Origin of the sequence: Psychromonas sp. B3M02 (genome assembly GCF_003318165.1) — a bacterium.
Classification (GTDB): domain Bacteria; phylum Pseudomonadota; class Gammaproteobacteria; order Enterobacterales; family Psychromonadaceae; genus Psychromonas.
The window spans coordinates 15,454-31,004 of the sequence record NZ_QOCB01000029.1; the positions used below are offsets into that span (position 1 = coordinate 15,454).

At 38.3% G+C, this 15,551-nt stretch carries 12 protein-coding genes; 2 read left to right on the forward strand and 10 right to left on the reverse strand.

Annotation, left to right across the window (positions count from 1 at the left end; all coding sequences use genetic code 11):
- Positions 1-164: 164 nt before the first annotated feature.
- Positions 165-887 carry a YebC/PmpR family DNA-binding transcriptional regulator gene (locus tag DS885_RS04050; RefSeq protein ID WP_113818127.1) on the forward strand — a complete coding sequence of 241 codons (723 nt, stop codon included), beginning with the start codon at positions 165-167 and terminating at the stop codon, positions 885-887.
- Positions 888-1,003: 116 nt separating this feature from the next.
- Here DS885_RS04050 and DS885_RS04055 read toward each other — a convergent pair whose 3' ends face one another.
- From DS885_RS04055 to DS885_RS04095, 9 genes are all read right to left on the reverse strand, one after another.
- Positions 1,004-1,741: a hypothetical protein gene (locus tag DS885_RS04055; RefSeq protein ID WP_113818128.1), complete on the reverse strand. Its 738-nt coding sequence runs from the start codon at positions 1,739-1,741 to the stop codon at positions 1,004-1,006.
- Positions 1,742-1,743: 2 nt separating this feature from the next.
- Positions 1,744-4,917, reverse strand: a complete 3,174-nt coding sequence (putA, locus tag DS885_RS04060; protein WP_220149643.1) for a bifunctional proline dehydrogenase/L-glutamate gamma-semialdehyde dehydrogenase PutA — start codon at positions 4,915-4,917, stop codon at positions 1,744-1,746.
- Between the two features lie 177 nt (positions 4,918-5,094).
- Positions 5,095-5,874 (reverse strand): helix-turn-helix transcriptional regulator, encoded by a 780-nt coding sequence (locus tag DS885_RS04065; protein ID WP_113818129.1) that lies wholly within the window; start codon positions 5,872-5,874, stop codon positions 5,095-5,097.
- A 188-nt stretch (positions 5,875-6,062) separates the two neighbouring features.
- Entirely contained in the window at positions 6,063-6,290 is a 228-nt protein-coding gene (locus DS885_RS04070; protein ID WP_113818130.1) for a glutaredoxin family protein, read from the reverse strand.
- A gap of 17 nt (positions 6,291-6,307) precedes the next feature.
- Entirely contained in the window at positions 6,308-6,787 is a 480-nt protein-coding gene (locus DS885_RS04075; protein WP_113818131.1) for an FKBP-type peptidyl-prolyl cis-trans isomerase, read from the reverse strand.
- A 39-nt stretch (positions 6,788-6,826) separates the two neighbouring features.
- Positions 6,827-7,714 carry a DUF7281 domain-containing protein gene (locus DS885_RS04080; protein ID WP_113818132.1) on the reverse strand — a complete coding sequence of 296 codons (888 nt, stop codon included), beginning with the start codon at positions 7,712-7,714 and terminating at the stop codon, positions 6,827-6,829.
- Entirely contained in the window at positions 7,714-8,955 is a 1,242-nt protein-coding gene (locus tag DS885_RS04085; RefSeq protein WP_113818133.1) for a hypothetical protein, read from the reverse strand. The genes DS885_RS04080 and DS885_RS04085 overlap by 1 nt, the downstream gene beginning before the upstream one ends.
- Positions 8,955-9,578, reverse strand: a complete 624-nt coding sequence (locus DS885_RS04090) for a hypothetical protein (protein WP_113818134.1) — start codon at positions 9,576-9,578, stop codon at positions 8,955-8,957. Before DS885_RS04090 ends, DS885_RS04085 begins: the two co-directional genes overlap by 1 nt.
- Positions 9,571-13,293 carry an ATP-binding protein gene (locus DS885_RS04095; protein WP_113818135.1) on the reverse strand — a complete coding sequence of 1,241 codons (3,723 nt, stop codon included), beginning with the start codon at positions 13,291-13,293 and terminating at the stop codon, positions 9,571-9,573. The genes DS885_RS04090 and DS885_RS04095 overlap by 8 nt, the downstream gene beginning before the upstream one ends.
- A 396-nt stretch (positions 13,294-13,689) precedes the next feature.
- Between DS885_RS04095 and DS885_RS04100 the strand changes: the two genes are divergently transcribed.
- Entirely contained in the window at positions 13,690-14,829 is a 1,140-nt protein-coding gene (locus tag DS885_RS04100) for a conjugal transfer protein TraF (protein WP_113818136.1), read from the forward strand.
- 147 nt (positions 14,830-14,976) lie between these two features.
- Here DS885_RS04100 and DS885_RS04105 read toward each other — a convergent pair whose 3' ends face one another.
- Complete coding sequence (locus DS885_RS04105; protein WP_113818137.1) at positions 14,977-15,516, reverse strand: DUF1415 domain-containing protein; 540 nt, start codon at positions 15,514-15,516, stop codon at positions 14,977-14,979.
- Positions 15,517-15,551 lie beyond the last annotated feature (35 nt).

Here is a 15,551-nt window from a genome sequence, read left to right on the forward strand (position 1 = left end):
GGGGCTAACATGGGCATTTTTAGCTTAGTGCATCCTCTTCCTATGCTATTTTAATGACTTATCTCAGTAAAATACCTTACATCCCCTAGCACCAAAGCCCATTACACGCTAAAATTCTGTCCAATATTTTTCCGGACAATCCATACACAGAAGAGAGCATTCAGATGGGAAGAGCATATCAAAACAAAAAATTAGACATGGCAAAAACGGCCGGCGCTAAAACTAAAGTTTACTCAAAATATGGTAAAGAAATATATGTTTGTGCCAAAAATGGTGGTATTGACCCTGATGGTAACTTATCACTTCGTCGTTTAATCGATAGCGCAAAGAAAGACCAAGTACCTGCACACGTAATTGAACGTGCAATTGAGAAAGCAAAAGGTGGCGGCGGTGAAGATTATGAACGTGCAAGCTATGAAGGTTTTGGCCCTGGTGGTTGCTCAGTAATCGTTGACTGTTTAACTGATAACGGTAACCGTACTTGGACTGAAGTACGTAACTGTTTTAATAAGACTGGTGCAAAAATTGGTTCTCCTGGCACAGTAGCTCACATGTTTGAACACCAAGCTGTATTCGTTTTTGTTGGCGAAGATGATGAAGCGGTATTAGAAGAGTTAATGATGGCAGATGTTGACGTTGTTGATGTAGTCAGTGAAGATGGTAAAATTTCAGTATTTTGTCCTCACACAGAATTCAACAATGCAAAAATTGCATTGCATGCAAGCTACCCAGATGTTGAATTAGAAGTGGAAGAGATCACTTACGTACCGCAAACTGATACAGAGATTACTGAAGAGCATGTTGAGAAATTTGAAAAGTTCTTAGAAATGCTTGAAGATTGTGATGATGTACAAAACATCTATCACAACGGTGTATTGCCAGCATAATTAAATACCATTTACATTAATGGTATTAGCACTGATTAAGCTATCAATACAAAAAACCGCGCTAGGCAACTAGCGCGGTTTTTTATTAGCAAATACTTAACTGGTTACTCTAGCGATTATTCCTCACCACAACCAAGCGCTAGTAAGGTTGCATTCCCTCCTACTGCGGTAACATTAGTTGATAAGGTTTTTTCGGTGATAAAACGTAATACTAGGTTTTGATCTCGCGATGTTTCTAGTTGAAGTAAATCAGTCTCAGTAATAAAAGTCGCAATCTGCCCTGTTCTAGCAGCAATAATACGATTTAACTCAATCACTTTCTGTTCATCACCTACATAACCAACTCCAGCAACTACATCATCATCTAATAGATCTTTTAATACTTGATTATCCTTCACAAAACACACTGGCATAGCAACCATTGATAAATCACAGGCTTGCTGTAACACATCAAATAATGCTTTATGTTCTTCTGTATCAGTGACAATCACACTGTTTCCGCCAACTAATGCACAGCTCAGCAAAGCAGTAAAAGCGATAACCGATGAGTTTTCTTCAGCCATAATTAGAAATACACCACGGCCAGAAGTACTAAGTACATTACTTTCACCTGTTGGGCCCGGCATATTCAATGGCTCAGCAATTAATTTCGTCGCTTGCTGGCAATGATACTCAATCACTTGAGAAGCTAATAAATCAATGCCCTGTTGAAACTTTAATAATGCACTCCATTGGTCCAATACCGCTAACCTTTCTTCGACGCCAATAGCATTCCACGGAAGCCACGCATCTGCCGCTTGGTTGATAATACGTAAATCACTGACATTTGGTGCTATTTCAATTGTTTCTCTCATGATTAACCCCCTTCACTCATTTCAACATCAACGGTCACAACTTGCTTGCTGAAACGTTGTAAATATCGTGGCCCACCTGCTTTTGGACCTGTACCTGATAATCCTTGTCCACCAAATGGTTGTACGCCTACTACAGCGCCAACTTGGTCACGATTGATATAGCAGTTACCTACTCGGCTAGCTTTCGCGATATGCGTATAAGTAGATTCATTACGACTATGAATCCCCATGGTTAAGCCATAACCTGAACCGTTTATTTGATTAATCACTTCTTCTAACTGTGACGCTTTATAACGAATTACATGTAGAATTGGGCCGAACTGCTCTTCACTTAACTGATCTAAACTGTCTATTTCAATTGCAGTAGGTGCGATAAAGTCACCTTTTTGGCATGCATCACTTAATGATACTTGAGCCAACAGTTTATGTTGCTCAGTCATGTTATTAATATGGCTAGTTAACTTATCTTTGGCTGTTTTATCGATCACAGGTCCAACATCTGTACTGTGCAGGTAAGGTAAACCAACGGATAATTCATTCATCGCACCTTCGATTAACTCAATAACACGTGGTGCAATATCCTGTTGAATAAATAACACACGTAACGCTGAACAGCGTTGACCCGCAGAAGCAAACGCAGATCGTATTACATCTCTTACTACTTGTTCAGGTAACGCAGTACTGTCCACAATCATGGCATTTTGACCGCCGGTTTCTGCAATAAAGGTAGCAGGCATGACGTCACGTTTAGCTAAGCTTCGGTTGATTACCTGTGCTGTTTTAGTTGACCCTGTAAAGACCACGCCAGCAATACGATCGTCAGAGGTTAAAGCATTACCGATTTCTGCCCCGTTTCCTGTTAACAGGTGAATACTTTGCTCATCAAATCCTGCTTCTAGCATAAACTCAACCGCACGTGCAGCAATTAAAGATGTTTGCTCTGCAGGTTTAGCAATTACCGTATTACCCATCACTAATGCTGCGGTAATTTGTCCTAGGAAGATAGCTAATGGGAAGTTCCAAGGGCTAATACACACAAACACGCCTTTACCCTGATGCGTTACTTGCTGAATAATATTATCAAAGCTTACATTCGCTTCACTTCCAGCTAGCATATCGGTAGCTTGTTGAGCGTAGTAACGACAGAAGTCCACCGCTTCACGTACTTCATCAATACAATCGTGAATAGTTTTACCCGCTTCATGATGGCAAAGCGCCACTAGTTCTGGCATATGCTTTTCTAACAAGTCAGCTAAGTTATATAAACACTGGGCACGCTCAGTAACTGCCGTGGTATCCCATTCTAAAAAGTGTTGTTGTGCATTTAATAATGCATTTTCAATCAGCTGTGGTGTTGAAAATAATACTGTTCCTACTTCAATCGAACGGTCGTAAGGTGCAGTGATAGTTTGTACAGTAATATAACTTTCTTGTTCATCTAACTGCTGAGCATCAGTATAATGTATACCGTTGACTATCGGGCCCGCTCGCCACTGGTAACCTTTAAAGCTCTCGATAGCTTTATGTAATGGCGCAACTTCACTTTCAATATCAATATTGATACTAAATGAATTTTGTCTGTCACTAAATATCGCTGGCGGTAATTCAATCAGGTTATTATGTAAGGTTTTACGCTTGGTTAACGTGATCACAGGGTGTTCAATTAACTCTGTAATAGGACATTTAGCATCAACTAAACGATGTACAAATGAGCTATTTGCGCCGTTTTCTAATAAACGTCTTACTAAGTAAGGTAAAAGATCTTTATGGTTACCCACTGGGGCATAAATACGTACATGGCTATTAAACATACTCATCACATGATGATACAAAGCATCACCCATACCGTGTAAACGTTGGAACTCATATTCTTGGTGCTCAGCAATATGAGTAATAGTGGTTACTGTATGTGCGTTATGACTAGCAAATTGTGGGAAAATTAACCCTTTAATTGCAGGGCTTAACAGGAATTTAGCACAAGCTAAGTAGGAAACATCTGTTGCTTCTTTACGCGTATACACTGGATAAGCTGCAAAGCCATTTTGTTGTGATATTTTAATCTCACTATCCCAATACGCACCTTTCACTAAACGCAGTGGAATAATATCGCCCTGCTGTTTGGCCAAACCTGCTAACCAAGCAAGTACTGGTAGCGCACGTTTACTGTAAGCTTGTACTACTATACCTAATTTACCCCAGCCTTTTGTCTCTGGTGCGGCCATTAGTTTTTCAAATAATAATAAAGACAGTTCTAAACGATCTGCTTCTTCAGCATCAATGGTTAAACCGACATTGACTTCGCGTGCTTTTTTAATCAGTAGGATAACCGTATCGTACATTTCAGTTAATACACGTTGCGTATTTGCAACTTCATAACGTGGATGTAGTGCTGATAGTTTAATTGATACAGTCGCTGCGTTGTCTTGATCTTTTTGGTTAAGCGCTTTGCTACCCACAGACTCGATCGCCAACATATAAGCATCGAAGTATTTTTTAGCATCAGTTGCCGTTAAAGCTGACTCACCCAACATATCAAAGGAGTAACTACAGCCTTTATTAGTGAAGGTTTTACCGTTTGATTGTGCTTCATTAATATTGCGACCTAATACAAACTGATGACCCATAATTTTCATCGCTTGTTGCATCACTTCACGTATAACCGGTTCAGTTAATTTATTCACTAGACCATTAACTAAGTGCGCAGAGCTCTTTTTGTTGGCTTTTTTTAGATTAACAATTTTACCTGTTAATAATAATCCCCACGTTGAAGCATTAACAAATAGTGAACTAGAGTTTTTTAGGTGAGCTTTCCAGTCTGCAACACTTAATTTATCTTTAATTAGTGCATCGGCTGTTTGTTTATCAGGAATACGCATTAACGCTTCTGCTAAACACATTAATAAAATACCTTCTTTGGTATCTAAACTGTATTCAGCTAATAATGCATCAATCATATGTACCGCATTTTTATCTTTACGGACACGCTCAATCAAGTTAGTAGCATCATGATTGATTTCAGCTAATTGCTGTTCACTAGGAGTTGCTAAAGGCAACAGTTGACGAAGCCACTCACTTTCATCCACCATATACAATGGCGAAATATACGACCACAATACAGATAATTCTGTATCCATAAAATCTTTACGTAGCACGTCTGCAGCAGTCAACAACGACATAAATATCCCTCTAAAAACATAACCTTAATTTGACTATGTTTGCATGTGATTAAAACTCGATAGTATTGCTAAATGGTAAAAAACGCTTTATCAAAAACTACGATTAATATGTCAAAAAGTACGACCGAAATTAAAACGTGATCTAGATCAATTTTTTATTGGCCTAAAAACGGGCAATTATTGGCGATATTTAGAAGGAGATGTGCCCTGTGTTTTAGTGAAGCTGTGTGTGAAACTGCTTTGATTAGCAAAACCACAAGCGCTTGCTATGGCCGAAAGTGTTAATGAATGATCAGCTAATAATTTTTTAGCTAAATTCAAACGAGTTTGTAAAATATATTGATGCGGAGTCATTCCCACTTGTAATTTAAATAGCAGGTGGAACTGGCTCTCACCTAGATAAACACATCCAGCCAATTGAGCGACAGTAATTTTAGCGGCGATATGCTGCAGTATATAGTTATCAATCAGGGTCATGTTGATTCTATTTTTTAAACTAAGTTTATTGGGGAAGTCTAAATGCATGTGGCGATGAAGCATGGCTATCACGGTATTTTTGCAGGCTTCCGCTAACAGAATATCATCAGGAGACTCTTTCATCTCCTGAACTAGTAATTGTAAAATCGATTGGAACTGTCTATCTAAACGAAAATACTGATTGCTACTGAATAAAGGCTCAATTCTTTTTACTATTTGTGTATCAACACTAAGCTCATAGGGTAAGTTTAAGGTTAGAATTTCTGATTCGCCTACTCCATTAAAGGCATGCTCAGAGCTAGTAGTTACAATGCAGCCCTGCCCTGGAACAATAAAATTCGGTGTGCCTTCAATACAAAATTCAGAATACCCTTTAAGGGCGATCACCAATTGGTGATGTTCATGGTCATGATTTTCAATTTCATGCGGTAAAGAGATCACTTGTGCGGGTGGTAAACATCCCGAATCAAATACTTTCATCAGCATTCCATAGCAAGTTAAACAGATGATTTCACTTTATGCATATAATGAAATTGAGGCAAGAAAAATGTATCATATAAGTGTCATTTTTTGCTTATATAATGGGGATTCAAGAGCTTTATTAAACCATTTACTACTAAGTGGTATCACTATGCAATAACACCACTTAATTTTTAGCAACTTATGGATTAGTCTTTATATAATTGATTAAAGCCTTTAACACTAAAACCATTTAAGAACTGGTCACCGATTTTCAAAATAGGAACACCACGGAACCCCGTTTTAGCAAACTCTTTCTGTCCTGCAGGGCTTTTAACATCTACAGAACGAAAAACAATACCCTGTTGTTCAAGGTATTGTTTTGCTGTTTTACAGTGTGGGCAATTAACCATAGTGTATAACGTAATACGTTTCATTGGATTAACCTTTACGATTAATGGCCACAACCGCCTTTAGCGTGGGCATGACCATGAGAAATTTCATCTGCAGTTGCTTCACGCACACTGGCAACTTGAATGTTAAAGGTTAGGGTTTTACCTGCAAATGGATGGTTTAAATCACAATCTGCATTAAAGCGCCCTACTTTAATTATTGTTACTTCCTGTTTGCCTTGGTTTGATTCAACAGTAGCCACCATCCCTGCAGACCACTTTTTAGCGCCTTGTAAGTGTTTTAGAGGGATACGTTGAATAGCTGACTCACGACGCTCACCATAAGACTGCTCCGGTGTTAACGTCACCTCAAACTCATCGCCTACTGATTTACCGACAAAAGCCGCTTCCATGGTTTCAAATAAACCACCATGACCGTGCAGATAAAGTAATGGATCATTACCTTGACTATTTTCTAATAAGGTTTCACCTTCACTGACGCGATAATGAAATTCAACAACACTATTTTTTGCTATTTGCATGTTTATTCCTGCTTTTTATAAATTAGTTTCTATTGTACGTTAATTTAATTTAGATACCGACAAAGTTAATGCCTTTGCCAGCATATGCTCTTGTTTGATAGTTTTTCTTTGTGCTGACATTAAGCTGTACAGCTGTAATATTTTTAATGAATCCGATTGATACTTAGCAATATAGGTTCTTGCACTATCTTGCTTAAAGTAATCAATATCTGCACCGGTGGCGTGAAAGGTTTTAATGCTCTCTACAGTCGGGGCAATAAAATACTCAGCACCACTGGTTAACGTAATTTCTATGCCTTTAGGATCAAAGTCTGCAAAACACACCAACTGATGGGAATCTTTAAAACGCCTGAAAAACTGATAAGCCATACTGGTGGTTTGTTGTGCTTTAATATCGCCACGGTATAACCACAGTGCATTTTTTAAAAAGTCATGCTCAGGGGAAAAATTCAATGAGGCTAAATTAGCCATCACACTTAAATTCTCTACCAATACAATACAGCGATGTTCAATACTAGTTACACTGTTTGCATCTAGATATAGCCCAAGTGATTGAAGCTCACTAAGTAGAATGTTTGTATGGTTAATCTGCAAGGTATTGAGACTATTGACCAACACAAAATCATGACTTACCGCTAAAGTATGAGGCTTCTCATCATTAAAAGTATTAGCTCGTGTTACCCGCGCAGTCTTTTCAGGATACGCATCGTATAAGAGATCAACATGAAGCTGTGATTTCACCAAATCAATAATGTCTCGCCTGTCTTGTTCAGTGTAAACCCACTCTCCGTATGCAATTTTTCCTAACCGATGCTGTGCAACAATCCACTCACAGGATTTATTCTTTTTAACGCGATTGATAGCCTGACTTAATTGTTTTGCAAAAAATTGATACTGGGTTTTATTAATAATATAACCGGGCATCATTAATTCACTTTAACTACAATGTCACTGTAAGACCAGTTATGAGAAATACCTTCAAGCTGCTTACCTTTTGGTTTGATATCAATTAGTGCCTGTTGTGCATTGGTTAATTTACAATAACTGCTAAACACTAATTCAACCCAGGCAATAGGTTCAATATGCTGCTGTAATTGATGCCAATTGACTAATGATTGCTGCCAATAAGCAACAGCAGAGACGGCTTCACCTGTGGTAATTGCTTTTTCAAATAGGCGCTCTGTTTGCTCTTCAAAGTAATCATAACTAAAGCCCATCGCCACGTTTTCAATCACCTCTACTGATGACGTTTCACGAGCATTAGGTTTAGTCGGATTATTAAGTTTACGTAATGACTGCACTATTCCCACTAATGCATGCTCATGTGCGGTTTCTTTAACATTAATATAAGACTTAATTGGCATCGCAGGTGCAAAACGTAAGGTTTCAGGCAAGCTTTTATCTTCGAATACATTTTCGTTAATTTCAAACTCAGGATGTTTTTGAAGGTAACGTGCCATATTACGTAACAGACTAGCTTGTTTCTCATCGCGTCTTAATTTAAATAAGCTTAAACGCATACTATCAATGATAAAGCGCAACCGTGGCAAGGTTTGATTAAACCAATAGATAAAACCACTAATCTTACGCGCCAGCTCAACAGGGCAAGCCCAATCCATCCATTCGTAACAGGTTTCAGGATCGATCTGTTGTAATTCAGTTAATAACTTTTGTGCATAGGTTAATGCACGTTCATTTTCACGCACTTTTGCACTGATCGTAGTAACGAACCCGAACTGACTTGAGATGGCATAATGCATATTATCTAGACTAACGTTTAGGTTATCTTTTGCTTCATAGAGAAGATCATCTAATTGATCTAAATAATATTCTGCATCATCCTGTTGATCGCTAATCACTGATAAACGATAGTCGTTCACTGTATCAGCTAACACATCAATCACTTTACCCATGTCCGTGAGCTGTCGGTAACTACTTTGCTTACGCATTAAACGGTTTAACATGCGCTTAAGCTCAGCACTAACACGATAATCACCAGGTTCGTCATCAGGTCTTAATAGCGACTTTTTATGCAGTGCCGCTATCTTTCTGGCTTCATCACCATCACCCTGCACCGAACCAAACACATAAGCCTCTGCTAACAGTTGGTCATGCGCTCCAAGCTGGCGTAAAAGTTCTGCAACATCTTTAGTATCGTAACCTGCCATTAGAACAATAACTCTTCTTGTTGTTGCTCTACTGTTTCTGGAAGCTCAATACGTTCTGAATCATTTAAGAACTCAATTAACAGATAGATAAGATCAAACTTAGCCGTTGCAAAATAACGGCTACTGCCGGCATTTTTACGCACAAAATAGCCCAGTTCTTCTAATTTATGAAATACAAAAACCAATTGCTCACGGCTTTCTAATTTATTAGTTTTAAAGGGTCTGATTGCGGTTAAATGGCGTAATTGTTCACGTAAGGTTTGGTCATGTTCAAATGGGTCAAACAGTTCATTAATATTGATAATCGACTTCGCATGGATAGGTAAGTCTGTTTGACTCGCTGTAAGAATTAACTCTAAGAACTCAACAAGTGGACGGAACATACCGCGAATATCGGTAAATAAAGCGGTTAATTCCGGTGTATTGTCACTGTCCACTTCATTAAAGGTGCAGTAGTAAGCATCTGCACTGTCTAAATAGGTTAATTGACGATCTAAGTTGCTGAGGAAATCACTGACACGATCTTGGTTATCTTGGGCTTGTAGAAATAAGAACTCATCTGCAAAGCCTGTTTCACAAATCACTTCACCGGTTAAAAGTTTTTGAACGGTTTGCTTAAACATCTTGGCTCTCCAATTCAGTTGTTTGTGTCTGACTCGCTTGTTCTGCCACTTGTTTGCGCTGCATTAATAGCTCATCTAATCGTGATGTTGGGATATGTGCATGGAATATTTTGTTATCTTTAATCTTATAATGACGCTCATAGAGTGACAAGATATGGCGATCTGTAGAAGGCGAAGCAGATAACATAGTAATTGCATTGTCGTTAAACATAGTTAATAACAGGTCGATATTTTCGGCGGCTAATTCACCTAACTCATCTACCGGTAATATGATTTGGGTTTGCACATCACTTTCTCCACGTAACATGCCTAAAATCCCCGCATATAAAGACAACATGGCGAGGTATGACAGCCCTGTTGAACTGATTTTTTTCAGCTGTCTCGCATTACGTGCGTGTTTTAACTGCCCTTTTTCAGAGATAGTAAACTCGATATCAAACAGTTGATGGTGAGCTAGTGCAAACCCTTCACTTGGTAGATAAGCAGAAAGTTTTTGCATTGCAACAATCAAGTCGTCAGGAATATCACCGACACCTTCACGTAAATCATCACGGTATTTATCAAATAACTTAGCAAATTGCTGTAATGGTCCCCAGTAATCTAGCTCTTCCTGTTTCATTACTGTATTAACGTTAATATCAGCAAGTGCTTCAAAGTGCGCTAGTTTAGTGACGTTATTAGACAGTTGTTTACCGATACTTTTAATGCGACGCGCGAAGTGTTCAATATGTTGATAGAACTCATTGATCATATTGGCGTTGACCGTCACCAACTGATAGGTATTCTTTTGTTTCTGTGCGGCACTACTGAGTAAGTCTGCAATCGGGTTTTGGTATTTAAACAAGCTTCTCGCGCCCTTATAAATATCATTATCCGCCACTAACTTAACCCAGTTTTCATAGAGTTCACTATTTGCATTATTTTTTGCAAAGGCCGTATTAAACTGAGTTATTTGCGATTGTAGACGTTTATCAATGGTTTTGAATTGTTTGACCCAATCACCACAGAAAGTTACAGTTAACTCTGGGTTATTGCTTGGCTCTGACTCTGCAGCGATAGGTTCAATGCCATACTGTTCACACTCACGTTGAGCCAAACTTAATTGCAGTAAAAGATCCGCATCATCATTGAGTTGCTGCGAAACTTTTTTAAGTAGTTTTTGTTTCTCAGTAATTAAACCAGTTTTTTCAATGGTTAAATCAGATAAGCTATTTTCTAAACCGCGTTTTTGTACTTCTCTATTTTGATTCTGCTCAACTAACTGATCGCGATTAATATAACGCTTATTCATGAAGTCTTCATATTCACGCGCTTTACGCGCCCAAACGGCACACTCTTCAAGCTGCTTTGTTAATTCAGCACGTTGTTTAATACGTTTATCAACTTCACCATCAGGGTCTAATTTGTCTAAGGCTTGGTCACGCTGCTGTTTGTAGTCTTTCTGACGTGTTTTAGCACTTTCTTGAATAGCAGCAAACTGCTCAGCAAGTTGATCAAGTTGACTGTCACGGTCTGACTCAACGACCATACGTTGATCTAACATTTGATTATTCAGCTCAAAACGTTGCGCTTGTTGAAGCTCTTTAAACTCAGCCAGTTTACTTTGTTGTTGTTTGATTTTAGTGGTTAACTTTTTAATATCACCTTCAAAGGTTGCTGCAGCTTGCTTCAAGAAGTGTTGCTTTTTAATCACCAAATTATCTTGTTGGGTTTTAAACTGCTGACGTTGTAGTTCTATTTTTTGTAAGGCTTGTTTACGCTCACTGATCAACAGTGTTTGTTGTTCAATTTGTTTATTTAGATCGTTTAACTGTGTTGTTAATTGTTGTTCTTTATCACTAAGTGACGCTATTTTATCATCTATTGTGGTGATTTTTTCACGCAGTTCATTTTCATTAAGCTGTAGGTCGTTATCTTGCAACTGGTCTAAATCAATTTGTAAGCCAAATAAACTCAACTTATCAGCGGGCTCTGTGACCCATTGAGGGTTAAGATCTTTTCGTGCTAATTGCTCGGCAGATAAAACTCGGCCGATGTTATCTTTCCAACCTTGTGCTTCATTCTCATGACTTAAAAAGTGATGTAATGAATTCACCTCTGGTAACAATTGTAAATGTAACTGTTGACGTGATTTTTTGTAATCGTCCAACTGACGGTTATTTTTAGTATGTTGGTCTAGGACTGACGTTCGCTGTTTTTCTAACGTATTGAGCTGCTGATTATCACTACTTAATACTTGTAATAGATCACTCAAACGATCTTTCACTTCAGACATATTAACTTGATTACTATCAATTTCAGCTTGTAAAGCAGGGTCAACAGTGATGTTTTGTTGTGCAGTCTCAGCCATCTTCAAGTCATTTTGTAATAACTGCAGATCCATGTTCAATTTTAAAAAGCTGTCGTTTAACTGCTCATTCAATTTTGCTAACTGGCCTTGATAGGTTTCAGAAATAACCGATAGTTGAGTATTCGCTTGCTCTTTTACTTTAGCAACTTGCTCATGATTACGCGCTTCATCTTTGACCTTTTGTAAGGTAAGCGTCTGTAATAAGGATTCAAACTTTGCTTGTACTTTGTTTAAGTTACCTTCAAAGGCTTCAATGATCTCATTTACATCGTTCAACGCCTGTTGATAACGAGGTGCGTTATCTGCTTGTAATTGAAAACTAGCCGCGTCATTTTCATCAAACTTAAGTTTATCTTCATCTAACAGATCAATACGGCCTTGGTCAGCTTCAATTTTCACCAACAATTTACTGATGTCGGTTTGCAGTGTTTGTGTTTGCTCTTTTAACTGTTTATCCAATTGCGTGATTTGCTCACGTAATTGAGTTTTCTGTTGGCTGCGCTCCGTTTGCTTGGTATTAATGCTTTCTTGATGCGCTAACATTTCAACATGTAAGTGCTGTAATTTAATTAGTAAGTTATCTAACTGAGTAAAATCTGTTTGCCACAGCGCAATTTTATCGCTCACTTTTTGAATTGAACGACTGGCTTGAATATCCGCTAACCATAAGCTGATATCTTGTTTGTTGAGTGTTATCTGCTCTTTCTCTTGGCCAACACTACGTGCAATATGGTCACCAGCAATCGCCACCAGCATCTGTTTAACAGCATCAAAGTCGAGGTTCTTTTCGATGGTACCATTAACCACTTTATCTAAATGTGGCGTGGCTAAATCACTAAATGCAAAGCGATTTTGTAATTGACGGATCTCTTTAACTTTACGACCAATACGCAGGTTTTGAATCACTTGACGAAATTTATCAACACCTAAATAGACAGAGCATTCCACACCCAGCGAACGATATACTCGCTCAACTTCAGCAACGGTTAAGGGTATTTTATTTTCACCGATAAAAATCTGGCTATCAAAACCACTATCAATAAATTTAAACTGCACACCTCGGCCATCTGAACTGGCTAGTGCCATACAAGTTTGACCACCTGGACGCTGATATTCATATACCAGCATGCTCGAATCTCTTGGTAAATAATAATCAGCAAAATTTTTGGCTTGATCCACTTTACTGACAATATCACTCGGGCGCATACCATAGAAAAGTGGTAGTAGACGCATTAAAGAAGTTTTACCTGCACCATTTGTCCCTTCTAATTGGGTATGACCAGATAGGTCTAGTTCATTCACTTGTCCCTTCCAAAAGCTATCGATAATAATAATGCGTAACAATTGATAAGCTTGTTCTGCCATGGAGGTTCCTTGTAGACGAAAATGGTTAAAGATTCAGATAAATAGCGAGTATTAATAGTAAAGAATACAACACAGTATAACCACAATTTATTGTGGCTTTTATAATTAATCGACCGCTTTAAAAATGGATATCAGATTAATTTTTCAATTAAAACAAACATTAATCAATCGGTAATCTAGCGCATTCTAATCCCAGAGTTAACGCAATACAAATGCACTTTGCTGTTTGCTTAATTACTACACAAATAGTCAATTTCTTTATCAATCATTGCCTTACGTAACAACTACCACTAAATAGATAATTTTTTACCTCTTTTTGTTCACATCTCACAAAAAAGTGTCTATAGTTAAAATTAATAAGGAATTAGCATCAATTTTAAAAGAAGGAACTTGCAAATGGATAAAAAGTCATTAATTGCATTAAGCGTACTGGGATCGCTTACGGCTATCAGTGCTCAAGCAGCAAATAAAGTAGCCGATGCGCGTGGTAATGCCATGGGTAATACAGGTGTTGCTTCTGCCGACTATCTCACTGCTCCCTTCTATAACCCAGCACTAGCTGCTAATTATCGTGACCATGATGATTTTGGTGTTTTCATTGGCATTGATGTTTCAGCTAGTGATAAAGATGATGCGATCAGTGAACTTGATGACCTTCAAGATAACATCGATGATCTTAATGATTCAGGATCAACAGATACCACAGAAATTGATGCTAATCTTGCTGAATTAGATGGCTCAAAACCTGTTCAAGTTAGTGCTGGAACCGGTATTGCTGTTGCATTACCTACTGAACTGGTTTCCTCTAACTTATTTATACGCGGTTATGCAGAAATCATTGCGCAAACCGATGTAGCTGTTGAAAATGGTAATTACAATTACCAAACCTCTGATGTAGACTTTGTGGCTTTTGGTTATATAGAAGCGGGTTTAGCCTTAGCGCAATATTATACAATCGCAGACCAACAATTCTCTTTTGGTATTACACCAAAATATCAACAAATGCGCACCTATGCACAAATTGCTACGGTTGAAGACTTTGAAGTGGATGATTACGACGAAAGTGAAACGTCGAAAAGTGCCTTTAACTTCGATTTAGGCGCAGTTTGGTATCTAGATAACTTCCGCACAGCGATTGCGGTTAAAGACCTTATTGCCCAAGAAATTGATGTAGTAGATACCAGTGGTGAAATTAATGGCTCTTACCACCTTGATACACAAGTAACGCTTGGTGTTGCCTACAGCTCTGATTACTTTGTAGCGGCTATTGATGCAGACTTAACAACACAAAAGCGTTTTGAAGGAATCGGCACAGACGATGACACACAATTTGTTCGCTTTGGTGTTGAAGGGAATGCTTGGGGTTGGGCGCAGTTACGTGCAGGTTATGAAATAGATTTAGAAGAAACATTAGATAACTCAATCACCGCAGGTATTGGATTCAGCCCTTTTGACCTTGTAAGCTTAGATATCGCCGGTTCATATGCAGGTGAAAACCAAGCGGGTGTATCGGCTAACCTAGCATTAACATTCTAACCAAACTTTTAGGTAAATCGAGTGATCAATAGACCATTCGATTTACCAATACTCTTACCGATTATCCCCAACCTCTGATATAACAACTAGTCCCTAGCATCTTGCACCTAGCATCTAGCACCTAAAATCAACTAATCTATATTATTACTATTTTGATAACATACAGCTTGCTAATAAATCTGCAAAAAATGGACTGCCCTTTTTATTTAAAAACTCGATGTTTCTTTCTGGTATAGCATCCACATCAGGGTGGGCTGCAATGGCTCTTTCCATGCTACTTTCTCGAATGATATGCAGTGTTGGGTAGGGTGAACGATTGCTATAATTTGAAGCTGCCTCTTCAGGATCACCTTCAAAACAATAATCGGGATGAAAATGTGCCAGTTGATATACACCTTCATAGCGATTCATTTGTAAATAGTGATTTGCTAGATACACACAATCTAAAAATGCGTCAAAGTCTGTACAGGCTTCACTTAATATTAATAAGGTGGTTTCTGTCTCTGGATGTTGATCTAAATGTTGCCACTCTTCAGTTAGCCTTTCTAACACAGCTTCAACCTCTGAGTTCGTTTCCTCGATGTAACGTATGCTTCCAGCTTCAACCTCTCTTCGAGCAAAGGGGCAAATATTATATTTAACAATGACTTTATTGACCCAAGCTTGGGTACTCGTAATGGCGTCCACTTTGTATCCTTTAAACGGTAACTTCTTTGATCTTT